The sequence below is a fragment of the Dialister invisus DSM 15470 genome, assembly GCF_000160055.1.
GTDB classification, from domain to species: Bacteria; Bacillota; Negativicutes; order Veillonellales; family Dialisteraceae; genus Dialister; species Dialister invisus.
Window position 1 is genome coordinate 1,679,071 of the sequence record NZ_GG698602.1, and the last position, 25,167, is coordinate 1,704,237.

The window sequence follows — 25,167 nt, forward strand, 5'->3', positions numbered from 1 at the left end:
GTTTGTTATCGGCAGACCTCCTCTGTGTTTATAAAAGATGATATGGAATGTGTTTTGTCGGAATTGTGTTGCCAATCATGAAAGCGGTTTTGTGTTTTCGATTATATGAATGATCTGCTGTAAGTATGTTATGCATGTTTATGTTTTATTTTCAGTATGTACAGAAAAGAGGAGAAATAATGAGATCCAGAATAAGTAAAACTTGGCCGTGTCATTTAAAGAGAGCAGTGCTCCTGAGTCTTTTGTCGGGATTGTTTATCTTGCCTTCCCAGATAAATGCGGAAACATCGGGCGAAGAATATAAGGATCATCAGATTGCTGAAGCTGATTGGGATGGTGCGAAAGCAGAGCAGGATTTTTGGTCAGGAAAAGGCATCCGAAACGGTTCTGATTATACGTTTAACAAAAATACCATTATATCAACCGAATTGAGCAAGGGAAGTCTTGTTTTTCATAAGACAGATCCGGGTATTATGGATCAACTTTATGCTTTTGGCGCTTTGGTCTGGGGAAGCAGCAAAACCGGAACTGTCAACATGAATGGGCATGATTTGTCCCTGCGTGCAGGGAAAGGTGATTTACATAGAATCGGAGGATCTTTCCAATGGGGTGGCAGAGGATCCGCCGGGTTATTTGTGCGTAGCGGCAATCTGACGATGAAAAATCTGGGAAGTTTGTCTGTCAGCGGTGTTGATTATGGCATATACTTGTTTGCGGAACGGTCTGATGATGAAGCAGCTAATTCCAATTTATGGATTAGAAATGGAGGAAGTGCTGACCATGCGGTTAAGATACGGTCTGAGGGAAAAGGAATCTATCTTCAAAGCACTCCCGGAGCGGCTCGTCTCACCGTAGACGGAGACGTCGATATAGAAGCGCCTTCTGGTATAGTTGTTGATAGGGGTGAGGCGGCTGTCGGCGGAGGGAAAATTGACTCCAAAGGCGAAGCAGCGGTTTCTGTCAATGCTAAGAGTAAATTTTACATGAACGCAGGTGTGGACACTGAAGGGAATGTTACGGTAGCCCATTCCGAAAGAAATGTACAAGTTCTGGGGGACATACGATCAAAACAGAATTCGAGTGTTTTTATCGGGCTTGGAAATTCTCAATCTGTATTGAAAGGGTTATTTACAACAGATTTGCACACATGGCCGTATAACGAGTGGGTGCTGACAGGAAGCAAAGGATTTCTTGCATTAAAAAACGGCGCGACATGGGAACATGAAAAATATGGAACCGGCAGAGATAAAAACGGGAGAATAGATGTCGGAGACAGTCATTTGACGCGTTTAAATGCCGATGGCGGGGTTATTATTCAGAAAGATAAGCGTAAGATACAAATAGATGATTTCCGCGGAAATGCGAAACTGATATATGATCACCAGAATGATGGAACGAAAATTGAAGATTATACAGCCGGGGATTTTATCATTGATAAGGCAGGGCAGAATTCTTTTCTGACCGTTGTTACGAGCAATAGCGGTTTGGATATGGGGAATAAGGAAAAAGTCTCTCAGGCTTTGAATGCTCTTGCGGGGAAGGTGTATTATTCCAGTTATGTCACAGATGAGCGTAATTTGAAAGGGAAGGCGGTCGTAGCGGAAGGATTGACAGCTTCATCAGCGGAACTTGGATTTGGCAATATTACTTTTACTCAAGATAAGGGGCAGGGTACCGTAAAGAGTGAAGATGTAAAAGTTACCGCTCAGCCGGCAGCCGAACTGAGTCCGATTACAGGGGATGCAGGCAAAGATAAGTACTATGCGGAAAAGAAAATACGCCAGGCAGACGGAACCTATCTCTTCAAAGAAAATACCGACCTGCAGATGACCGACGGACAACCGATGGTCAGCAGTGAAAAGCCGGTAGTCATTAAAGCGGAAGGGAAGAGACTGGCATTTACTTCTGCCGGAGATCAGAACGGTACCGTTTCCACCGTGCAGCAGAGTTCTAAAGACAGTCTCAGCATAACGGCCAAAGAATTGGCGGTGAAAGCGGGAAATAAGAGCGGCCGTTCCGAAGGTATCCACCTTCAAAACGGAAACAAACAGAATGCTTATAAAACAGACATCACCGGAGACGTAACCATACAGTCAAAAGGCAAAGGCTATGCATTAGGTGCCTATGTGGCAGGAAATTCCAGCCTGGATATCCATGGGAATATGACCATTAAAGGAGAAGGCGGAACATGGGGCGTAGAGAATACAGCCAATCCAGGAGGCGCCTATGCCCATTACAGCACAGCCGGACTCTATGCGGGATCCAATTATGCCATCCAAAAAGGAGGTCATATCACTGTTGACGGCGATGTGGATCTGAAAGTAAAAGGAACAGGCATCCTGGCCAATGGAGGCGGCTCAACCGTTGTGGTCAAAGGAGGCGGCACCGTTTCCATCGAGAACAATGATGATGCAGCGCACTATGCACTGGCGGCGGAAAGCGGAAAAATAGACTTTAATGTAGATGAAGATGAGATAGAAGCAGGGACAAAGAAAGTAACCATTGAAGGGAATGTGGGAGTCCTTAACGGAGCCGTAAATCCGTCCGAACCGCAGAAATACAGCCAGATATACCTCGGGCTGGGGACAGGAGATTCCCTGTGGAGAGGTCTGGCCGTTGACACCCACACCAAACAGAACAATGCGGACGGATTCGAAGGACAACTGAGCCTGTTTATGAAAAACGGTGCGACCTGGATTAATGAAGCCTATGGAATGACACCGGAAGGATTCAAAGGAAGCAAAGTATACTACCTCCAGGGAGGGAAGAGCAAAGAAGAAGCGGGAGTCATATTCCAGAAAGACGAAAACACGATCCGTATCGAGACCTATGCGGGGCACATGAAACTGATCTATGCGCATGAGAATGCAGGAACAAAGGCAGAAGACTACAAGGCAGGAGACACCCATATCGCCAATGCGACTGAAAACTCATGGATCACCATGGTCACAGACAGAAACAACATCAATACGGACAATGAAGCCCAGGTATATGAAGTACTGAATACCCTGGCGGGGAAACTCTATTATGAAGCATATACAAGAGACGAGAAAGATCTGAGAGGGGAAGCGGCGATTGCCGAAGGTCTGACGGCATCATCCCAGACAATAAAAATGAAAGACCTCCTGTTCAAGAAAGAAAACGGACAGGGATATGTGAAATCCCCCGATACAGGTACCATCAATGAACTGAATCATCAAATTGTTGAGGGGGTTCTGAAAGGCGGACGGTTTGTTGAGTATTGGAAGAGTAAAGGGGTTACTTCAGGCGACAGGAATTATTTATTCAATAAAGATGTGGTTCTTACTGTAGAGGGAACTGATTCTTCTACAGAAGTGCACATGAACAAAGGATTTGCGCCTATTATGTGGACCGGGGACGGACAAGGCGTGATTGATATGAATCATCATGCGTTGAAGCTGATCGCCCTTAAAGGAACCCAGGTAAAATTCCCGCATGGTATTTTGATGCACAGTGGAACGCTTACTATTAAAAATACAAAGGGGATAGATATATCTGCAGAAGACGGTTTGGAACAAAGAGGAATCGTCGTGCATGGGCAGACCAGTATGGGAGCCGGATATTTCGGAAGCGGAAAGGCCAAACTGGTCATTGAAAATAAAAATACAGCGGAAGACACTTTAAAGATACGGACAACAGGAAAGTTTGAGCATTATCCGTTAATTGAAGCTAAAGCGGAAGTTAATGGGACTGCCAAGATTGATATCAAAGGCCGTGTCGATCTGGAAAATAAAGGCAATGATACATCTCGTGTTATCCGTACTACGGAAGGACAAATATCTATCGGAAGCGGCAGAATTGTGACTGATGCGTCTGATTCCATCATGGCGGAATCATGGTCTGACGATAAGAAACGGGAAGCAGCGGAAGTATTGGTCAATAGCACCTTAGAATCATCCGGTGCTGAAGGAAATATGGCCAAACCATTGGATGAAAATAATATTGTGGAAATCAAGGGCAATATTATTTCTACGCAGCATGCCAGAACCGGGGTTTCACTTACGAATAAAGAGTCTAAACTTACAGGTCTTGTAAGCGGTACTACATGGAGAGGAATTGGTGAAAATTATGTGACCTTGAAAAACGGTGCGGTTTGGGAAAACAGGAATAATTCCTCTTCTGCAGGCGGCGGAGCATCCGCCAATACATTGGGTAGCCACGTAGAATTCTTGCAGGGGGGGGATGCCGTATCCGGAGCAGGTACTATTTATCAGCAGGATGCGCATGATATCCACGTAAAGAATTACAGAGGGCATACGACCGTAATTTATGAACATGACGCTACGGTGCCGATAAATCCGAACGAAGGCTTCGCGATGAAGGGCGGCGATTTCAAGATTGCCAAAGCAGCAGCCAATTCCGGCATTACCTTAAGGACGGATAATACCGGTTTGAATACTTCATCCACCAAAGCGGAGGATAAGAATCTGGTAAGCGGTACCTTGAACAAATTGGCAAACAAGCTATACTACGAAGCCTATGCAAAAGGTGAGAATAATCTGACAGGGAAAGTAGAAATTGCCGAAGGTCTCACTGCGCAGTCTGCCAGCATGAGAGTAGAGGACATCACCTATAAAAAAGAGACAGGACAGGGGCAGTACCTCTATACCCCGGCAGTTGATCCAAAGCTTCCAAAGACTATTACTAAACATGGACAGGGAAAAACAATAGGATATTATGTGGGAGATGATAAGAAGGAGACATGGAATGAAGATGTGGTTGTTGATGTCTCCGGCTCCGGTGTTGCAAATGGAAAAGAAAATAATAATGTGACAGGGATATACTTGTTGGATGGAGGACAGGTGACAGTTAACGGAAATCTGAAACTGACGCTAAGAAATGCTGTGCCTGCCACCAGAGGGGCGTCTTTAGGGGCAGATGTCGCCCATTATTATATGAGCGGGATTTATGCCGGTTATGGCGGAAAAACGGGTGATGGAAGCCATGGAGACTCGAAATTTACAGTTAACGGCAATGTAGATATGGACGTTACCGGAGTTGCTCTTCAGGCAAACAAGGATGGATTTATTACGGTTCGCGGCGGAAAGATCAAAACCCATGAAATTAAGACATCCGAAACATATGCAATGCTTGCTGAAGAAGGTTCGGTATTTATGAATACCGGTACTAATGGAAATGAGCCGGGTACGGAAGATGTAGAAGTTTATGGTAATCTTGGTGTTATCAACAAAAACTACGGCTGGGACCCCAATCCGGGGAACCATGCTTCTCTTGTTTCTATTGCACTCACTACAAGTAAATCTAAACTGACTGGCGGCGTGCTGAATGAATTTGCTGAAAATGGAAATAATCCGCATCAGTCAGGTATAGATATTTATTTGAAGAACGGTGGCCTATGGGAAAACCGATGGATTGGCACGGAGCGTGCTGCAGCAGTGCAGAAAAGAGAGAATAAAGATTCATATCTTTATACGGGGAGCAAGGTAAGAAAATTGATTGGCGGAGCTTCGGAAGCAGAGCGGGGAATCATCCATCAAAAAGAAAACAAGCCTATTACGGTTGAAAATTATAACGGATATGAAATGGTATATTATGACCACAGCTCTGATGGAAATATTATCGGGGGAGATTTTGTGGTAAAACATGCCGGTGAAGGCTCGCATATTACTCTCCGTACAGATAACAAAGGTCTCAATACTTCATCCACAAAAGCAGCGGATAAAAACCTTGTGAGCGCTACACTGAACAAACTGGCAAGCAAACTGTACTATAGTGCCTATAAAGATGGAGAAAGAAATCTTACCGGAAAAGTAGAGATTGCCGAAGGGCTGACAGCACGGTCCGCGAGCAGAGAAGGGAAAATAACCTACAAAGATGCGGACGGGCAGGGCCAGTACATTTATACTCCGGCAGTTGATCCGACTCCTCCTCCGGAAGGACAGACCGGAACGGTATTTAATAAAGGTGTTATTAATGGTCAATTTGCTTTTGCGTCATCAAGTGATTTTGTTAAATATAAAGTCTGGCACAGTGATACAAAGACGTATGATTTTACGAAAGACAGTATATTGAATGTGAAATCTATTACTGGTGAAAAAGATAAAATCACTGTCAATGCGCCGGGGATGACGCTTACCCTGAATTCCAAGGATCAGTATGGGATACAGAGTTATTGCGGACGTGGATATAAAGCTGATAATAATTATAAAAAGGTTCATGATGTTAATATTACCGCAAAAAAATTAATACTCAATGTTGACCAGCTGAAGTCCAAAGCCAGCGGCAAAGATACGTTTGGTATTATTTCCGGTTCTTCTCCGGGAAAAACTGTCACTGTTAATGGTGATGTCGATATTCATGTCACAAATAAATATTACAAGGAACCTGATGCAACCGGAGAGGCGGAACCGACTTTTACCAATGGGATTGCCACTGTCCATCATGGACGTGTAGTGATCAATGGTAATGTCAATATGGAAGTAAAAGTACCGGGGCAGGAGGCGTTAAAAGATGCTTCTTTCCTGAACCATTATTTTGTCAATGGTATTTTCTCAGGTTTAAATTATGACAAGGATCAGCCGGGCAGCAGTATCACCATCAGTGGAGATGCCAATATTTCCACTGACGGAACAGGCATACATGCCGGCGCACGTTCGACAATTACCATCGGCGGCGGTGGGACGATCCGGACAGAAAAGCATAAAAATATATCCCATTTTGCTCTTAATGCGGAAGAAGGGATTATTAACATGAATGCCAAACTCAATCAAGCGGGAGAAATGATTGGAGCAGGAAACCGTACAACAAAAGTGTATGGGAACATCGGCATTATAGACCGAGAAGAAAGTGCCAATATCAGCGGTTCCAGACCGACAGTTATCAATTTGGGTTTGACAACATCTGACTCTGTCCTGCATGGTGTCGTTTTGGATGATTTTAAAGAACACAATAAAAACGAACCGGATAAGAAAGACATTCGTGAACGTACAGGATTATCCATGTATCTGCAAAATGGCGCTTCCTGGCATAATGAGGTCTGGGGAACCATGGTACCGTCAGAGCAGTGGCGTGGTGTTTTTCATTCCTTTACGGGCAGCAAACTGCGTTCTATTGTAGGAGGTAAGAGTGCAGATCAGGCCGGTGTGATTTTCCAGGAAAATGAAAAGCCCATTACGGTAGAAAATTATTCCGGATATGTGAAAGTGCTCTATCAACATGATAAATTACATCCTTCCAAGATAAAGGGCGGCGATTTTATTGTTCGGAAAGCGGCAGCGGGAAGTGGTATTACTCTTCGTATAGACAATACTGGCCTGAATACCTCTTCAGGCAAAGCAGCCGACAAGAATCTGGTGAGCGAGACACTGAACGCACTGGCAGGAAAACTGTACTACGAAGCCTACAAAAACGGAGAAAAGAACCTGGCAGGGACAGTAGAAATTGCAGAAGGCCTCACAGCCCAATCAGCAACAAAGAGACTGGAAACCATGACCTATAAAGCGGGAACAGGACAAGGCCAGTATCTCTATACCCCGGCAACAGAAGATAATCCTAAACCGAACCCGAATCCGAATCCGAACCCCAAGCCAAATCCTAAACCGAATCCGAACCCCAAACCGAATCCCAATCCCAACCCGAACCCCAAGCCGAAGCCTCCCATTATTTATGGAAGCAAAGAAACCCAGATGATGAAAGGCGCCAAAACAGCCATGACCTCTGCCGTCCTTCTGTGGAGAGGAAACAACAACGATCTGCAGAGAAGAATGGGAGACATAAGACTGGCCAAAGAAGAAAACGGCATCTGGGCCAGATACCTGGGCGGAAAGAACAAGATGGACAAACAGAATACCTACCTCAAACAAACCTATGACATAGCCCAGGTAGGTTACGACAAGAAAAAAGGAAACTGGACCATCGGGGCGGCCCTGGACTACGGAACAGGGAAGGACACCTATGCCAATGGAACAGGGAAAGAAAAACTGGCAAGTTTGGCATTGTACGGAGCCATGCAGAAAGAAGACGGACAGTACCTTGACATCATCCTTAGAGGAAGCCGTATAAAGAACGACTACACCGTATACAACGAAATGAACCACCGCCTGGAAGGGAAGTACAGGACAAACGGCCTGTCGCTGAGCATGGAATACGGGAAGCGGATGAAGAAAGAAAACGGCTTCTACATAGACCCGAGCATTGAACTCACCGCAGGACATTTAAGCGGAAAAGACTATGACGCGGTAAGCGACATGGGCGGGAACAAGAAAATGCACATCCACCAGGACGGAGTGACCAGCGTAATAGGAAGAATCGGACTGGGAATAGGAAAAGAGACAGAAAGAAGCAACCTGTTTGCGAAGATAGGGCTGGCCCATGAATTCGGAGGAACGGTGAAGAGCATCTTCAGTGCAGAAGGCGAACCGACGAGCGGGACAGAAGTAGACCTGAAAGACAGCTGGATAGACCTTGAAGTAGGAGGAAGCTGGCTGGTGAACAGGAACACGTACCTGTACGGAACCTACACGAGAAACTTCGGGGCGGACCTGTCGAACAAATGGAGGATAGATGCGGGCATCCGCTTCAGCTTCTAAGGATGATGAACGCTTTCGAAAGGGGAATAGAAGAAAGCTTTGCTATGAGAACTGAATAAGAAGAAACGAAAGGACCGCCTTTCCGGGTATGGGAAGGCAGTCCTTTTCCGTTTATCTTTTTCTTCATCACGGTAATAGATCCTTCGCTTGCGTTCAGGATGACGTCTTTCGTCTCTCGTCATTATGACGCTTAACGTTTTCTGTCATTATGACGACTTCCGTACCCCGTCATTAGAACGGAGGCAAGAATGCTGTGTGAGAAAGCAGGTAAACGGCAACATGACATTAAGTGAAGAATCTATTATTCTGATGACGCCTTACCGGCTTCCTCATCACGGCAATAGATCCTTTACCGACGCTGCGGATGACGTCTTACCGTCCGCCGTCATTCTGAGCAGGGGTAAGAATATCTTGTGAGAAAGATGGGAAGCAGCAATATGACACTGAGCGAAGAATCTATTTACTTTTATGACGTCTTACCGGCTTCAGTGTGATGGTAATGGATTCTTGGCTGGCCTTCCGGATGACGTTTTGACATGAGTGACACTTTACCGGTAGGCAAAAAGCGGTCGGAATCCCGGCAGGGATTTATCGTCCCTTGGCATCCAAGATGAAAGAAAGTTTAAAAATAATGAAAATAAAATTACCATAAGAAGAAAAGAAAAAGTAAAAATTATTTGCAAATAGTATATGCCTTATGATAATATAATAATATCTGAACAACCTTTGTTCAGAACAATTTCAGAGAGAAGACAAAGTCGAAAGGCTTTTGTGGAGAATCCGGTGAAAATCCGGAACTGTTTTACAGCCGTGAAGGGTGAGAAACCCCAGTCGGATGCCGCTTGTTTTCAATTTTCTAATGACCTGCAGGATAGGGGGCAGTAGATACTTGTACATTCGGTAACTGTCTGGCTTGTCCCGCAGATTTTTATTTATCCCAAATGCCGGCAGGATAGTAAATAATCAGCAAATGTATTTAAAAATCGGAGAGATCATTCATGATCAAACTAAAGGATGAGATTAAACGGGTGGAAGCGGTAAAAGGCAATGTTGTTCCTGTCAGCAAACAGTTATATCTGAATTTACTGAAAGAAATCAAATTATTGCGTTTTAAAGCCCATATGGCAAATGACTGGAATCTTCCTTTGAAAGAAAAAGAAAAAGTGTACAGGGATATCACAGAATTATTGTTTGAGTTCTGGCGTGACCAGAGAAATGGAGCGTACAAAATGGCGGAGAATAAGAATACGGTAAAAGCGGAAACAGCAGTGCCGGAAGTAAAGGTGGGGATTGAAAAGGTAGCTTTGTTTAAGAAGCATCTGGAAGATGCGAAAATCAGCGGGTTCGGTATTCAGGATTTTAAGGATGACGTGCATTCCCAGGCTTTCCGCAGTAACCTTCCTGTAGCCGGACAGAACCTTCCTTTCATGATTTTGTTTGACGACAGTGTTTACACGATCATCCAGGTACAGGTGGCGGCAGCGATTGTAACAAAAGAGAAAAAGGCGACCGTTTGTGAAGAGCTGAATGCGTTGAATGACCAGTACCGTATGCTGAAATACAGTGTGGATGAAGCCGGCAACGTGCTGCTGACCTGCTGTATCCCTGCGGGGCTTGATCATTTTGATGCGCCGCTCGTTGTGGCGATCCTGAACCAGATCCAGGGGCATTTAAATGCGGTGTATCCGACAATTATGGAAAAGCTCTGGAAGAAATAAAGAGTGAAAGAGACGTGTATTTTATTTTGGAAAAGAGGTTTACATATGAAAAAGATTCTTATTTCTATGATTATGGCAGCTGCTTCTCTTGGAATGATGGCGCAGGCTGACGCAGCGTCCGGTTATGTCAATGTGGAGGATGTCCTGTCTTCCACGCCGGCTTTTATGCAGGCAGGGAAGACTGTGGTTTCTGAACAGCAGAAATTACAGAATCAGTTCAATGAACAATCTAAAAATATGTCAGATAAGGATAAACAGGCACTCGGACAGAAACTGAACCAGCAGCTGGCACAAAAGGAAAATGAAGTCATGGCTCCCATCCAGGCAAAATTCCGGGCGGCTGTGGAGAAAGCGGCTAAAGATAAAGGCGTAGATATGGTCATCAATGCAAGAGACGTTATTTATGGCGGTATCGATCTGACAGATGCTGTAAAAGCAAATATGAAATAATGACAGAACGATAAAAGAGTATCCGGCGGGATTGCTTCCCCGGGATACTCTTTTTGCATTTTTTAAGAATCAATAACATTGGATGGGGGTTAAATAAATCCACAAAAAGTTACAAAATAAAATTGAATATGTAAAAATTCTATGATAGAATTCAATTAGCTGATAATTAAAAAAACAAGATAACGGAATCTAATAACGGGGAATCCGGTGAAAAGCCGGAGCTGTCTCGCAACTGTAAGGGAAGTCGGCCTGCTGTGGTCCTTTCACAGAGGGGCAGGCAGACAATGAACCGAGCCAGGGTGCCGTTTGATTTCATCATCAAAAGACTCGCGAGGCATGAGCCGGATGGGAGATGGGAAAAATTTTTCTCATTTCAGTTTGGTTGTGCCTTTTTGTTATGAGTAAATACGGTGGCAATGAATGGAGATGAATCACAATGGAAACAAGCTGATGAAGAACCCTGTAGGGACGGGAGTATGGCTGCCTTTAGGGATGAAAGGGCAGCTGATATTTAGTACGAGAGGAGCTTATGATGAAGAGAGAGAAGAATCTGCATTTTTTGAGGATGGCGGTTATGATTGCCATCGGGGTGCCGGCTGCCTGTATGACTGTCCGGGCGGCGGAGATACCGGCTGCGCCGGCAGAAGATGATATGGCTTTCCGGATGGCGGGGGTCACCGTCGAGGCGAAGCGCCCTGACTGGGAATCCAAACTGTCACCCGGTACCGTTACGGTCATCCGTCCGGAAGAATTTAAAGGGGAGCAAAAAGATCTCGCGGACTTTCTGAAAATGGTTCCCGGCGTCCATGTGCGCGAAGTGAACGGCAAGGGGCAGTATACGGTCGTCACCGTGCGCGGCTCCACGGCGGCCCAGGTCGGGGTATTCGTGGACGGTATCCTGACCAATCTGGGGGGAGATGCAGCCGTGGATATTTCCACCATTCCGGTGAAGAATGTGGAGCGTATCGAAGTATACCGCGGGTATATTCCTGCCCGTTTCGGGGGAACCTTCATCGGGGGCGTTGTGAATATCGTGACCAAGAGACCGGCAAAGGCGGATATCTCGGCGGAAATCGGGAAATCATCCTTCGGGGGCAAAAGTGCCTCGCTCGAAGTGATGTCGCCGCTGGGGAACGGAAGCCTCATGGTGGGGCTTAATCATGAAACGGCCAAAGGCGACTTCCCTTATAAAAATTACGTCATGAATTCCAAAGAATCCAAGAAAGAAGCAAAGTATGAGATGCTAAGTTATGAAACAGAATTAGGCTGGTATGAAAAAAGTGGGGACAAGAAGACATGGCTTATGCTTACATTAAGGAATTACTCTACTCATCTTTCCGATGAAACGAGAAATAAATATAAGGCGGGGAATGTTGAGGACTGGATGGCGTTTGCCAGCAGCGGCGCCTTGGCAGAGGAAATCTACCAACATGATATGGACCAGGCAAGGAAGAACATGGATCGGACCTGGAAAGACGAGTACGCGGAGCTGGTTTCGCAGGAAGAGGCAACAAATTATTTTCTGAAACATGACAAAACGTTTAAACGAAATTATAAATTTTGGTTGAAGCAGATCAAAAAAGCCGGCGGGGATGAGGAAAAAATAGCGCAGATCAAAGCTTGTATGAAACAAGATGTAATTAATGAACTCAAATATTCATGGAATAATAAGGATTCATATTTTTATGAGCCGGAAAATGCTGATGTGAAAGCGGCCGTGGACGGTGCGGTTCTTGAGAATAACAAGGAGTTTTTGGACAAGGCGGATCGGCTTGCCAAGTATAATGCGCAATGGTTGTCGCAGGGGAAGTATGTCGACCCGGAACAGTCTGAGGAGTATACAAAAATCGTGGAAAGGCACAAATATGTAAAAAAGAGGGTGGAAAAACTCAAATCTATGTCGGAAAACCGGCACCGGAGATGGAATGACCGGAAGAATACGAGCGCCATCGTGAAATGGCAGAATGACGAGTGGATGGTGAAGGGCAGCTGGAACCGCATCAAGCGCCATCTGCCGGACAGCCTGTGGGCAGGATACAGCAATACCACACTGAACGCGTGTCTCGGCTACACGGTGGATTGGATAGATGACGCCTTTTATGCGGAAGGGAAGCGGCAGCGCCTTTACACGAACGAACTGATGGTGGAGAACCGCCATCATAACGGCCGCCTGGAATGGGGCTGGACGGCGGATTTCCAGAAACAGAAGAAATACTATGACGTGGAACATATGTATCACTTAAATGAGAACCAGGTCTATTGGGAAGACGTCCCTTTCCGCAAATGGAGCCGGTTTATTTCCCGCAAGTATAATTTCCTCCTCGACGGCACCTACCAGCTGGGAAACAGACAGCTCCTCGAATTCCAGACCAATTACTCCCATGAGCGGATGCACGTGAACGGATCCCTGATGGATAAAGTGCTCGGCGATTCCGATTATTCCACGCTTCTGGGCGCCATACGGAACCGGTATGACCAGAATATATGGAATATCCAGATCCAGGACACCATCACGCTGGACAAAAAAGGCACCTGGTTCCTGACCCCCGCCTGGCGGTATAACCGGTCAGTCATCGTGGGCTACAGCGAGGGGAAACGCTTCGCCGATACGGCATGGCGGTGGTTCCACTGGATCACGCCGCGGGACAGACAGCAGGACGGGAAAGGCACCTGGCAGCTGGCGCTCAAAAAACAGGTGAATGACAATCTTACCTTGCGCATGACAGGGGGAACCTATTTCCGCCTCCTCAATATGTATGAAATTGCCGGGGACGGGGCAGGCATCCTGCCGGTTCCCGCCAACAAGAGGGGGACCGCTTCCAAGTTCCCCCAGCCGGAGTACGGGACCCAGTTCGATTTCAGTACGCTGTGGAACGGGAAATTCCTCCATTCCGACGCCTATGCTACGCTGACCTACTTCTGGCGCCATGCGAACCGGATGCTCTACCTGTACCGGGCAGGACCCGACTGGGCATCCTACTTCAATGACCAAAAAGGGCATATACACGGATTTGAACTGCAGACAGGGCTGAAGTGGGGCCATTTCAGCCTGGATCTGGAAGGCGCCTATACGAAAATCAAGGCGTTCCGGCGGCAGAATAAAGAGTGGGCGCTGGGGGATGCGGTGTACCGGGAAGTATATCCGACCTTCCAGCCGGAATGGGAAGGGAATCTGCGGTTCTCCTGGTTCCCGAATCCCCGGTTTACCCTGTTTGGCGAGTGGCACTATACCTCAAGTTACTATACGATCAATGAGTATAGATACAATAAACTGGGGGACGAAACGGATGACGGGGTCGCGTATCCCTCGCTGAGCGTCATCAATGCGGGCGTCAAGGTGAAGCCGGGCAAGGCATGGCAGATCGCCTTCGGCTGCAACGATATCTTCAACCGGGCGCCGAAGCAGAAAGGATGGGTCTGCCTCGGCACGAACTCTTACGGGTACCTGAATGTGGAGTATCCCATCCAGGGACGGACGTGGTACGGCACGGTCCGCTATGAGTTCTGATATCGGTCCGTTTTACAGATCCGGACATCCGGATTTGTGTATATTATAAAAGGAGGTATCTATGCGTACCAAAGGTAAATCCAAAACGGCTGCCATGATGGCGGCGGCAGTGCTTTGCGGAGGCGTGGCGGCAGAGGCGGCCAATCTGGTGGTGACAGCGCCGTCCAACTATGCCCAAAGCGTGATGGGGGTGGTCCGGGGCTCCCGTGTGAAAACTGACATCTGGGGCATCGGGAAAGATCTGCGGACGGATCTGAACGGGGATCCCGGCCTGTTCCATCTCCATGTGAACGGGGACAGCAAGATATTCCTGCGCCAGTATACGTACAGCCAGACGAATCTGAGATCCAATGAACTTCTGGATGCGGAAAACAACCAGTGGTCAGCCCCGGAAAGCACGGGAACAATTTCCACGACGGTGAATACCCACGCCGCGGCGTCCTGGGGGAATTACCTTATCGTCACCGGCTATGACCTGGGGAATGTGAGCGTCTGCGATATTTCAGGAAGCGCGATTGCACTGCTTCAAAGCGGGACACACAGTTTATTAAATGAAATAAACGGGATTCTGATTGAAGAGAATAACCCCGCGTACGGCGCATCCGCAAAGGCCCACGGGGAAGGCCTGCTGGTGAAAGGGGACAATCTGTATGCCCTTGCCAGCATCAATAAGGAAGGGGGATACCAGAATTATGATGAAGGCTGGCTCATCCGCTACCGGATCGGGCAGGACGGTTCGCTGGAGCGCAAGGACTACACGAGGGTAGGCAAGAATACCGATGAAGCGCGGCTCAATCTGTACAATGACCATATCCTGGTCTCCGCCATCGGCGGGTATCAGAATTACGGCTTCGGCAACGGGGACACCTGCATTACGGCAGCCACTCTGTCGGATGATGGCGGGCTGAGCACGGGGAATACGAGGAATATCACGCTGCCGAATACCTTTACAAATGAACAGGGCGCAAAAGATTTCCGTGATCTGAAAGTGCTGCCCGACGGTACGGCCTATGTGATGCGGTATAACCTGGGAGGCGCCGGCGGCGTCGAGATGGACGTTTATCAGACCACGGTGTCCAACCTCATGTCGGAGAATCCCGTCAGCTGGGGCAACCCCGTTTCCAGCGGGACTTATGACGGGTGGTTCGGCAAGCTGAATGCGGAATACCATACGCACCGCCTCTGGGTGGAAGCCGGGCAGAACCTGCTGGTCTATAAGGATGGGAATACCACGCCCCAGTCCTGGAGGGCGACGGACTTTTCCAACAACAGCGGCATGTTCCAGTTTAACTTCATGGCGATGCTCCAGCCGGATAAGGTGAAGGGGGCATTGGCAAGCCTGTCCGCCGCGCGGGCGGAGGGACTGACCGCCCGCTCCCTGACGGCGGTGCGGACCGCCAATCCGGATGCGGTCATGCGTACGCCTGATTATGAGTATAAAATTACAGGTACAGTGAAGGATTCGAATACGACTCCTCCTCATTTCGATAATACAGACGATAATTTAAATTATACCTTTGATGAAGACGCGGTCATCCAGCCGACAAAAAATAATTATAAGACAGGAGACCGGGTGACGAATGTCCTTGCCGCCGTAGATGCCCATGAGGAAAATGATGTGATTATCCATGCCGGCACCCATGCCCTGCAGCTCCAGTCCGCCCATACCATCGGAAGCCCTGCGGGAATCTATGCGGGAAGCGGAAAGAATGTCACCATTACCGCAGGAAAGGTCAATGTCATTACTGCCGGGCTTCCGGGCGGCAATTCCATAACCAATGCTATCTGGCTTGACGCACCGAAAACCGGCTCCGGACAGATTACCATCCACGCGCCGGTGAATATCGCCATGACAGGCGGCCTGGGCGGGAACGGCATTGCCATCCAAAAGACGAATCGCTGGGGTGAATCCAGCTATGAAGCGGCCGCTTCTTCCAAGATTATCATCAACGGCAATGTGAATATCAAGGGCGCCGATAATACGGTCTGGGGCATTCCCGTAAATTACGAAAATGTGTATTCCCGTTTCAATAACGCGGGCATTCTGGCATCTGTAAATGATAGTGAAGTACAGGTCAACGGAAATATAAACTTTGATGTCTACGGCAACGGGATCACTGTCAATGCGGCAGGAAGCAAAGTGTCTGTCGGCGGCGGGCAGATAACGGTGCCTTCCGGCATGAATTACGGCTACTATACGCTCGGCGCTTATCAGGGTACGATTAATATGAATACCGGCATTGGAGGGAATACGCCGGGGACGGCAGATGTCAATCTCAACGGCGATATTTTCGTCCTTCCCACAGGAACTGTCAATGCGGCCTTTACCACAGCCAATTCCCGGCTTCACGGCATTGTGGATAACGGCGGTACGGTGAACATGTGGCTCCGAAACGGCGCGACGTGGACGAATGAGGCGAGAAATACACGCTATGGAGAAGATAATGAAGATACGGGCAGCAACGGCGCAAGCCGTATTACCCATTTCTATGGCGGAGACACGGCAGCCGGCGCCGGCATCATTAACCAGAAGTCCGATAAAGCAATTACCATAGATCATTACAGCGGAAATACGACAGTCAATTTCGGTACGCTGACCCAAAATGGAGACGGCGTGACGATCAGCGCGGCGGCTGCCAATTCCGGGATCACGATGAGCGGCGACCGGAGCGGTTTGGGCGAAACGGAAGCGATGGAAAGGCTTGCCGGCAAACTGACTTATACGGCGTATACAAGCGGGGAACGGAATCTGGACGGCACGGTGAAATTGAATGAAGGACTGACTGCACGGTCTGTTGCCAGAACAGGCAGAATTGATTTTAACGGCGCTACCGGAAAAGGAAGGCTCGGCGAACTTTCCAAAAGCCCTCTTATGATGAAAATGATGGCGGTTCCCTCTGCGTTGAGGACATCAGCCGTAAGTCCCGCAGGCGGACTGATACCGACATCTCTTCCCGGCGGTGTGGCCTATATCCTCGGAGACAGGGAAACAATGATGATGCGCGGAGCCAAGTCGGCGATGACGACTTCCATGCTGTCCTGGCGTTCCGGTATGACGGATATGAATCAGCGCCTTGGTGATCTCCGCCTCGGCGCGTCAAGCGGCATGTGGGCGAGAACCTATGGCGGCAAAGTGAAGTATGATAAAGATAAAACCAATTTATCCGACAGTTTCTGGGGCGCGCAGGTCGGGGCGGATCATAAACTGGGATCCGGCTGGCACATCGGCGGAGCCTTTGATTATAATGACGGCAATGCGAAGTATGACTTTGGCGGAAAAGGAGATCCGAAGCTTTATGTAGGAAGTATCTATGGAACCAAGGTCTTTGATGACGGACAGTATGTGGATATTGTCGGCAAGATCGGCCGTGCTGAAAACGATTACACTGTTTACAATGCGGAGGGACGCAAACTCGATGGCGATTATCATGCCACCGGATACGGATTGTCTGTGGAATACGGGAAACGTTTCGGCACCGCCGCGGGTTATGTCGAACCACAGATCCAGCTGCTTTTCTCCAGGCTGGGCAGCGCGGATTATGATGCGGCCAGCGATTTTGACGGAGATAAGAAAATGCATGTCCATCAGGACAGCATGAGCAGCTTCATCGGCCGTTTGGGCATCGCAGCCGGAAGGGCAACAGAAAAAGGCAGCTTGTATGCCAAAGCAAGCATTCTTCATGAATTTAAAGGGGATACGGCTGCCACTTTCAGCGCAGAAGGAGAAGATACGTCCCGTGTGGAACAGGATTTCGGCGATACGTGGGCAGAATTGACTCTCGGAGGCGTTTACCGGCTGAACGGGAGCAACCTTTTCTATGCGAATGTGACAAGAGGTTTTGGCGGCGATTATAAAGTGGAATGGAAAGTCAATGCGGGTCTGCGTTTTGCTTTCTGATCGGCGAAAATGGTTTTGGGTGGTAGGTATGCTGTGCATGTCCCTTTCATGGAACGGCGTACAAGCGGAAGATTCTATGAAGGGGCAGCCGGCGCCCATTCTGGAAATGGGGGTAAAGCCGAAAGCCACGCCGCAGGAATTGGAGCAGATGCGCTGGATGGAGATATTTGCCAATGATATTGCGCTTTACCGTTTTGATGTACAATCCATCAGACAGAATGAAACGGATCCCGATGAAGTGCAGATGACGGTACAGGCGGTATATACGGATAAAAAAATTCCGGAGCAGATGAAAGCGGCTTATGCTTCCCGATTGAAAGGCGACCGAATGCCTATGTGCAGTGAGATGGAATTACGTTTCCATATGAAAGAAGAACGGTATGCGATTACTGCCGTCCGGATTTATGACCAGCATCATGAAGTGGTGGATGAAAGCAGCAGGGACGCGGAATACCGGAAGATTCCCGTTAATTCATTTGTGTCAACGATGTACCGGGTATCAAAAAAATATATCTGGTTCCAAAAGACAAAAGGGAAATAGCATAGAGTTTTGTTTGGTATCAGACTGCTTTCTCTTCCATTTCGGGGAGAAGCAGTCTTGTATCATATATGGGTGTGATGTACAGGTGAAAGACGGGACAGAATTGTATTAGATAGAGATAGTGGCATTTACATAAAAATTGAAGTTATTTATGTTGTGTGATACTATTTAATTATAAAAATGAAATGAAAAATGAATGAAGATCAAAGAAACGGGGAATCCGGTGAAAAACCGGAGCTGTCTCGCAACTGTAAGGGGAGTCCGCCTGCCGCAGTCCTTTCACAGAGGGGCAGGGGAACGAGGAACTGAGCCAGGGTGCCGTTTGTATTTCATCATCAAAAGACTCGCGAGGCATGGGCCGGATGAGAGATGGGAAAACGTTTTCTCATTCTGATTTGGCTGTGCCTTTTTTATAAATGTAACTTTTATGGCCGGCGGAATGCCGGGAAGAAAGGAAGAGGAAGCGCAATGGGGATTTTTGATTCGGCGGTAGGATATTTTATTCGCGGAGGCCTGTGCATGTGGCCCTTGCTTCTTTGTTCGCTGGCGGTCATCTTTCTGGCAGTGGAGCGGTATATGTATTACCGGCAGGCGATTTCCGATACGAAATTTGTGATGCTGTTCTGCAAGGAAATGACACGGGGCAATGTTTCTGAGGCGGCGGAACTGGCGGAAGAGGCGGCAGGCAGCGCGGCAAAACTGGCAAAGGATATTTTGTCTGAAAAGGACAGCCTTGGCCGGTCTCTTGAATCCGTCACTTATGAAAAGACAGACCGTTACCTGAATCAGCTGTCGGCGCACCTTGATTATCTGGGTGTTATCATCGGGCTTTCTCCCATGCTTGGGCTTTTAGGAACCATTACCGGTATGATGGGAACCTTTTCATCCATGACGGGACAGCTGCAGAATACGGCAGGTGTCACCGCCGGATTGGCGGAAGCGCTGATTACGACTATTTTCGGATTGGTGATCGCGATTACAGGTATGCTGGTACATGCTTATTTAAATACGAGGTATAAAAAGGCGACGCTTGATCTGGATGCTGTGGCGGATGCACTTATCTCCGGATTGTCTGGGAAATAAGGGGGTATCATGAGGAGAAGACCGAGGCAGGCGGATAAAATGCCTGAACTGATGATCAGCCCTATGCTTGACCTTATATTCCTGCTGCTTGCATTTTTTATCATCAGCACGATGTACATGACGGAAGTGAGGACAATCTCTATTGCCCTTCCTGAGGCGCAAAGCGCTGAAACGGTTTCTAAAAGCAGCAGCCTTGTGACTGTCAAAAAAGATGGGAGCTGCTGGCTGGATGATAAAAAAATGTCTTTGGACGCAATTGTGGCGGAAGTAAAGAAAAGAAGCGGATCAGACGCGAATTATTCCGTCGTTATCCGCGGAGAGAAGGATGCCGCTTACAATGATGTCATCCACGTTCTCGACCGGTTTAAAGCGGCCGGCATCACCAGGTTCGGGCTGGCAGCGGAGCAGGAGGCAGGAGGATGAATGACCGGCAGAGGTATGCGGTTGGTATTGCCGCTGCTGTCCTTATTCATTTATTTGCTGCTGTCATGCTGGGACTGTTTGGCGTGAAGTACATAGAAGTTCCGCTTCGTGGAGAAATATTGCAGGTATCGCTTGATGCGGGCGGCGGAAACCGGGGCGGGGGAGGCAGCAAAGGGAAAAAGGCGCCGGCGGTGAAATCATCTGAAGCAAAAATCAATGATATTGCCGAACCTGTGGAAATGCCTAGTGAAGAAATTAATGAAAAGGTACCGGAAGAAAAGCCGGAGGTGCATGACAGGCCGGATAAGAAGGAAACGGCAGACACCACAGGTACGTCTGTTTCTGATGCCGCGGCAGAAGATGAAGGGACGGATACACAAGGCGACGGAAGCGGCAGCAGCGGAGGAACAGGGGACGGGGACGGCACTGGTACGGGTGACGGCAGCGGAACCGGTACGGGTGAAGGTGACGGCAATGGAAGCGGGCCGGGGGCCGGTGTTCCTATTACGCCGCCGACAGTGATCAGCAAAGTACTTCCTGTTTATCCGCCGACTGCAAGGGTAAAAGAAACGACGGGGGTTACTTATGTAACGGTCTTAGTCAATACATCAGGGACGGTTGATTCTGCTTATGTGACGCAAGGGTCAGGAAGCAGTGTCTTAGATGCAGCGGCTGTTGATGCGGCTTATCAATGGACATTTTCTCCTGCACTTGATAAATATGGGGTGCCTGTCCCCTGCCGGATTACATTCCCGGTAGAATTCAGATTGAATTGAGGAAATGCTTTTATACCAATGATTAAGATACCGGCATGTTCCGCTTTACGTGCCTGCCTTGTATGGCAGGGCCGTGAACTGCATTTTATCATGCTTTGCGGTATGTGGATTACGCCTCGGTTTGTTTGGCGCCTGAAAATAAAAAACGATTATTTTTTTAAGGATATACCTATGCTATAATAGGACAAGGTATATCTTTTTATATTTTTCGACGTACCTTATTAAATAATAGAAGGAATTAGGATGTCAGCTATAGAAGAAAAGCTGGAAGTTGTGAAAAAGCGGATAGCGGCTGCGAAGGCCCGTTCTCCTTACAGGCAGGACGTGACTCTTGTGGCGGTGACGAAGTTTCATCCATTGGAAGATATGGAGGAGGTTCTCCGACTTGGCGTGAAAGAGGTGGGAGAAAACCGTGTGCAGGAATTGGAAGACAAACGGAGCCGTTTGAAAATGCCTGTTGTCTGGAACCTGCAGGGACATCTTCAAAAAAATAAAGTGAAAAAGGCAGTGGCGGCGGCTGATTTGATCCAGTCCGTAGATTCCGTGGAAATCATGGAAGAGATAGATAAACGGGCCGGGCAGGCCGGCAAAGTGCAGGATGTGCTTCTGGAATTTAATATTTCCGGAGAAACAAGCAAGTACGGTTTGCCGCCGGAAAGTCTGGACGAAGCTGCAGCGAAGGCGGGAATGCTCCCGCATATCCGTGTAAAGGGTCTGATGTGCATGGCGCCTATGGTGGAGGATGTGGAAATGACACGTCCTGTATTCCGCAGGGCTCATGAAATGTGGGAAGTACTGAAAACATATTTTCCCAAAGGACAGGTTTCTGTTTTATCCATGGGGATGACCCGGGATTTTGAAACGGCAATAGAAGAGGGCGCTACGATGGTACGCGTCGGCACCGCCATTTTTGGCGAGCGGAATTATGCAAATGGGAAAGGAGAAACAAAATGAGCTTACTGGATAAATTTAAGGAACAGTTTACAGATCGTGATGATGAATACGAGGATGAAGAATACGAAGAAGAGGGGACGTCGATAGATACGGCGCAGCCTATTCCTCCCCGTCCGGCAGCAGGCCGTGCGGCAGTAGCGACCCGCCAGGCGAAACCGTATACTATGGTGGTCGTGAATCCGAAAGACTATCAGGATGCCGAAAAAATCGGGAATCATCTGAAGGCTGCCCGTCCGGTCGTAATGAATATGGAAAAGACTGATGCCGATGAAGCACAGCGTATCGTGGATTTTATTCAGGGTGTGATGTATGCTTTGGACGGGCGCATTGACCAGGTTTCTGAAAATATTTACCTCTGCGCGCCAAATAATATGAGCGTGTCCCGTGAGAATTTTGCGGCATTTCCGGAAGCGGAAGCCCCCGCATGGGATTCGCAGGCCCCTAAGGCATAATGTCATTTTTTTCGAAGATCTCCGAGCTGTTTTATGATCTTTTTGTTACGGAGCCGGAGGAAGAAGAGTATATAGATTCTGCGGGAGAAGACGGTAAAGAGGCGGGTCCCCGTATGGCAGGCGCGCTGCCTGCGAGGGCTGTCCGTCCGTTGGATGCTGTCATCTTCGTTCCCCGTGCTTATAGTGATGCCCGCCGTGCGGTGGATGCCATGGAAAAAGGACTTGTAGTTCTTGTGGTTCTTGGCAGCAATGTGGATGATGAAACGGCGAGCCGTTTTGTGGATTTCATGAGCGGTGCCGTTTATCTCGGCAAGGGAGAAGTAGAACTTCTGAACGGGCAGGTGCTTTTGTGCGCGCCATCGGCGGTGCATATTGAGATGGACAGCATGCCCCGCCTTGCGGGGATTCCTTTGTGGAGAGGTCCGGGCGTATGAAAAAGATTATGATGATCGGCTGCGGCGCTATGGGCGGCGCTATACTTTCAGGGTGCCTTTCCAAAGGCCTCTGGACGAAAGAAGAAGTATACATTAAAGCAAGCACGGAAAAGTCAACGGTGGAAAAGGCAGAGCGATATGGCGTATCTGCAGCTTCTCTGAAAGATATCGGAGAAGCGGATTTTGTCCTTTTGGCAGTAAAGCCCGACATTATCCCTTTTGTTTTGGAAGAAATAAATCCGTACCGTCCGAGGCGGGTGATTTCTGTTGCGGCGGCAGTGACAGCAGCGACCTTGGAAGCCGGCCTTCCCGAAAAGACGCCGGTGATCCGTGTCATGCCGAATACTCCCGCTTCGGTCGGGGAGGGTATGACAGCTATTACAGCAGGGCGGTACGCTGACGAGGATTTTATCGAAACGGCAAAAGAAATATTTTCCGCCCTGGGGAAAGCGGCAGTGGTTTCCGAACGCCAGCTTGACGAGATGGGCGCTTTATCAGGAGCGGGGCCGGGATACGTTTTCGTGATTATTGATGCATTGGCGGATGCCGGAGTGCGCGCGGGACTTCCGCGGAAGCTGGCAGTTGAAGCGGCGGCGCAGACTTTGTATGGCGCAGCCAAAATGGTGCTGGAAACAGGAAAACATCCCGCCGAACTCCGTGACGGGGTGACAAGTCCCGGCGGTACGACGATTGCAGGCATCCATGCCATGGAAGCGCGCGGCATCCGTGCCGCTCTCATGGACGCCGTCATGGCGGCTCTTGCGAAATCTGATGAAATGGGCAGAAAATAATGAAAGACAGAGAAAAAATTCTCCGCTACTTTTCCGCAACCGGAGAAGAAGCGAAAGATATGGCAATCCGTCTGCTGGATATTGCTGATTCCGTGGACAGAGGCCGGCCATTTGCCGTCGGCCCCTTTATGTCTCCTTTTGCGGCGCAGGTCGGACAGACGATTGCGGCTCACATGAAAACGGTGGCGGTGAAAACTTCCGGCGGATATCATGAAGCGGAACGGATCCGTGTCGCATTTGCTCGTAATGACTATGACGGTCTCGTGGATTTCGGGCTGACCGCATTGAAAGTGACCTGGGATGACCGATACAGGCTCATCGGCCACCGTGATGTACTGGGGGCGCTTATGGGACTGGGCATCGACAGAGCGGTTCTGGGAGATATCCTCATGCAGGGGGCGGGGTGCCAGATTGTGGCAGACAGTTCCATGGCGGAATGGATTAAGCGGAATTTCCTGAAAGTCGCCATGGTGTCTGTGCAGATAAAAGAAATATCTCTGGAAGAATTAGAGCCGCCTAAAAAGACAGCCAGAGAGGTGCGGGCCACGGTCGCTTCGCTTCGGCTGGATGCGGTCGGCGCGGCAGGATTTGGCATTTCCCGCAGCAAAATGGTACAATGCGTAGAGAGCGGTCGGACGGAAATTAACTGGCAGCCTGTGAAAAGCGCGTCGCAAACCATAAAAGCAGGAGATGTTATTTCCATCCGCGGCAAAGGACGGATTGAAATCAGGGAAGTCACGGGGATGAGCCGGAAAGGCCGGACAGGGCTCCTGATTGACCGTTATAAATAAGAAATGAAACCGTTGATATGAAACAGGAGGATTATTTATGATTACACCGATGGATATCCATAATAAAACGTTTTCCCGCGGACTGCGGGGGTACAGCCAGGAAGAAGTGGACGCATTCCTGCAGGAGCTGGCAAGTGACTATGAACGTATTTACCGCGAACATCGTGAGATGGAAGAGGAGATGGATACAGTCAAGACGAAACTCCGCAATTATGAAAAAATGGAATCTACCATGTCCTCCACTTTGGTCATGGCGCAGGAAACTGCTGAAAATGTGAAGAGAAACGCACAGAAAGAGGCGGAACTGGCAGTTCGGGAAGCGCAGAATGAAGCCCATCATATCATTTCCGATGCGGAAGCGGCCCGCCGCAAACTGAACACCGATCTGCTCAAAACGGAAGGCGATGTCAAGATCTATATTGAAAAGATTCTGGCCAATTTCAAGTCGGCGATGGCTCTCATCGAATCTGCAAAGAATACGCCGGAGCCGCAGATTGTAAAAGCGCCGGAAGGACAGGATGAGGAAATGGAACTGCCCATCGAAGCGCTGGATGACCGTTCTGCCGATCTTTTTGAAGGAGAAGTAAAAGCTGATACAGCGGAAGCGGAAACTGATGAAGCGGAAGATGAAACACAGCAGGCTGTATCTGAAATATAATAAGGAATGAAAAGGAAGCGGTTCTTACAGGACTGTTTCTTTTTTTCAGGAAATATAAAGCGGCTCTGATAATATGGCTTTTGTTATTAATCGGACAGATTTCTTTTTATGTAAAAACGC

Annotated in this window: 16 protein-coding genes and 2 riboswitches; all 16 genes read left to right on the plus strand. The window is 48.4% G+C overall.

Annotated features, from left to right (window positions below):
• The first annotated feature begins 179 nt into the window (after positions 1-179).
• The 16 genes from GCWU000321_RS08120 (at position 180) to GCWU000321_RS08195 (ending at position 25,047) form a co-directional block, all read left to right on the plus strand.
• A complete protein-coding gene (locus GCWU000321_RS08120) occupies positions 180-8,570 on the plus strand; it encodes an autotransporter outer membrane beta-barrel domain-containing protein (protein ID WP_040381576.1) in 8,391 nt (2,796 codons plus the stop codon).
• Positions 8,571-8,825: 255 nt separating this feature from the next.
• Positions 8,826-8,987: a hypothetical protein gene (locus GCWU000321_RS09640; RefSeq protein WP_007070739.1), complete on the plus strand. Its 162-nt coding sequence runs from the start codon at positions 8,826-8,828 to the stop codon at positions 8,985-8,987.
• 581 nt (positions 8,988-9,568) lie between these two features.
• Positions 9,569-10,288 (plus strand): YbjN domain-containing protein, encoded by a 720-nt coding sequence (locus GCWU000321_RS08130; protein WP_007070742.1) that lies wholly within the window; start codon positions 9,569-9,571, stop codon positions 10,286-10,288.
• 45 nt (positions 10,289-10,333) lie between these two features.
• Positions 10,334-10,738, plus strand: a complete 405-nt coding sequence (locus tag GCWU000321_RS09260) for an OmpH/Skp family outer membrane protein (protein WP_007070743.1) — start codon at positions 10,334-10,336, stop codon at positions 10,736-10,738.
• Between the two features lie 135 nt (positions 10,739-10,873).
• A riboswitch (cobalamin riboswitch) is annotated at positions 10,874-11,062 on the plus strand.
• Between the two features lie 205 nt (positions 11,063-11,267).
• Positions 11,268-14,246 carry a TonB-dependent receptor plug domain-containing protein gene (locus GCWU000321_RS09670; protein ID WP_007070744.1) on the plus strand — a complete coding sequence of 993 codons (2,979 nt, stop codon included), beginning with the start codon at positions 11,268-11,270 and terminating at the stop codon, positions 14,244-14,246.
• A 61-nt stretch (positions 14,247-14,307) separates the two neighbouring features.
• Positions 14,308-18,144 (plus strand): autotransporter outer membrane beta-barrel domain-containing protein, encoded by a 3,837-nt coding sequence (locus tag GCWU000321_RS08145; protein WP_007070745.1) that lies wholly within the window; start codon positions 14,308-14,310, stop codon positions 18,142-18,144.
• Between the two features lie 28 nt (positions 18,145-18,172).
• A complete protein-coding gene (locus GCWU000321_RS08150; protein ID WP_040381578.1) occupies positions 18,173-18,685 on the plus strand; it encodes a hypothetical protein in 513 nt (170 codons plus the stop codon).
• 171 nt (positions 18,686-18,856) lie between these two features.
• Positions 18,857-19,026: riboswitch (cobalamin riboswitch) on the plus strand.
• A gap of 127 nt (positions 19,027-19,153) precedes the next feature.
• Positions 19,154-19,768: a MotA/TolQ/ExbB proton channel family protein gene (locus GCWU000321_RS08155; RefSeq protein ID WP_040382084.1), complete on the plus strand. Its 615-nt coding sequence runs from the start codon at positions 19,154-19,156 to the stop codon at positions 19,766-19,768.
• 9 nt (positions 19,769-19,777) lie between these two features.
• Entirely contained in the window at positions 19,778-20,191 is a 414-nt protein-coding gene (locus GCWU000321_RS08160) for an ExbD/TolR family protein (RefSeq protein ID WP_007070749.1), read from the plus strand.
• The gene (locus tag GCWU000321_RS09265; RefSeq protein ID WP_007070750.1) at positions 20,188-20,967 is read left to right on the plus strand and encodes a TonB family protein; all 780 of its coding nucleotides are present in this window, start codon (positions 20,188-20,190) and stop codon (positions 20,965-20,967) included. Before GCWU000321_RS08160 ends, GCWU000321_RS09265 begins: the two co-directional genes overlap by 4 nt.
• A gap of 243 nt (positions 20,968-21,210) precedes the next feature.
• On the plus strand, positions 21,211-21,921 hold the full coding sequence (locus tag GCWU000321_RS08170; protein ID WP_007070752.1) for a YggS family pyridoxal phosphate-dependent enzyme: 711 nt from the start codon (positions 21,211-21,213) through the stop codon (positions 21,919-21,921).
• Complete coding sequence (locus tag GCWU000321_RS08175; protein ID WP_007070753.1) at positions 21,918-22,373, plus strand: cell division protein SepF; 456 nt, start codon at positions 21,918-21,920, stop codon at positions 22,371-22,373. Before GCWU000321_RS08170 ends, GCWU000321_RS08175 begins: the two co-directional genes overlap by 4 nt.
• Positions 22,373-22,807 carry a cell division protein SepF gene (locus GCWU000321_RS08180; protein WP_007070754.1) on the plus strand — a complete coding sequence of 145 codons (435 nt, stop codon included), beginning with the start codon at positions 22,373-22,375 and terminating at the stop codon, positions 22,805-22,807. Before GCWU000321_RS08175 ends, GCWU000321_RS08180 begins: the two co-directional genes overlap by 1 nt.
• Positions 22,804-23,598, plus strand: a complete 795-nt coding sequence (gene proC / locus GCWU000321_RS08185) for a pyrroline-5-carboxylate reductase (protein ID WP_007070755.1) — start codon at positions 22,804-22,806, stop codon at positions 23,596-23,598. The genes GCWU000321_RS08180 and proC overlap by 4 nt, the downstream gene beginning before the upstream one ends.
• Complete coding sequence (locus GCWU000321_RS08190) at positions 23,598-24,389, plus strand: YlmH family RNA-binding protein (protein WP_007070756.1); 792 nt, start codon at positions 23,598-23,600, stop codon at positions 24,387-24,389. Before proC ends, GCWU000321_RS08190 begins: the two co-directional genes overlap by 1 nt.
• A gap of 37 nt (positions 24,390-24,426) precedes the next feature.
• The gene (locus tag GCWU000321_RS08195) at positions 24,427-25,047 is read left to right on the plus strand and encodes a DivIVA domain-containing protein (RefSeq protein ID WP_007070757.1); all 621 of its coding nucleotides are present in this window, start codon (positions 24,427-24,429) and stop codon (positions 25,045-25,047) included.
• The last annotated feature ends 120 nt before the right edge of the window (positions 25,048-25,167 follow it).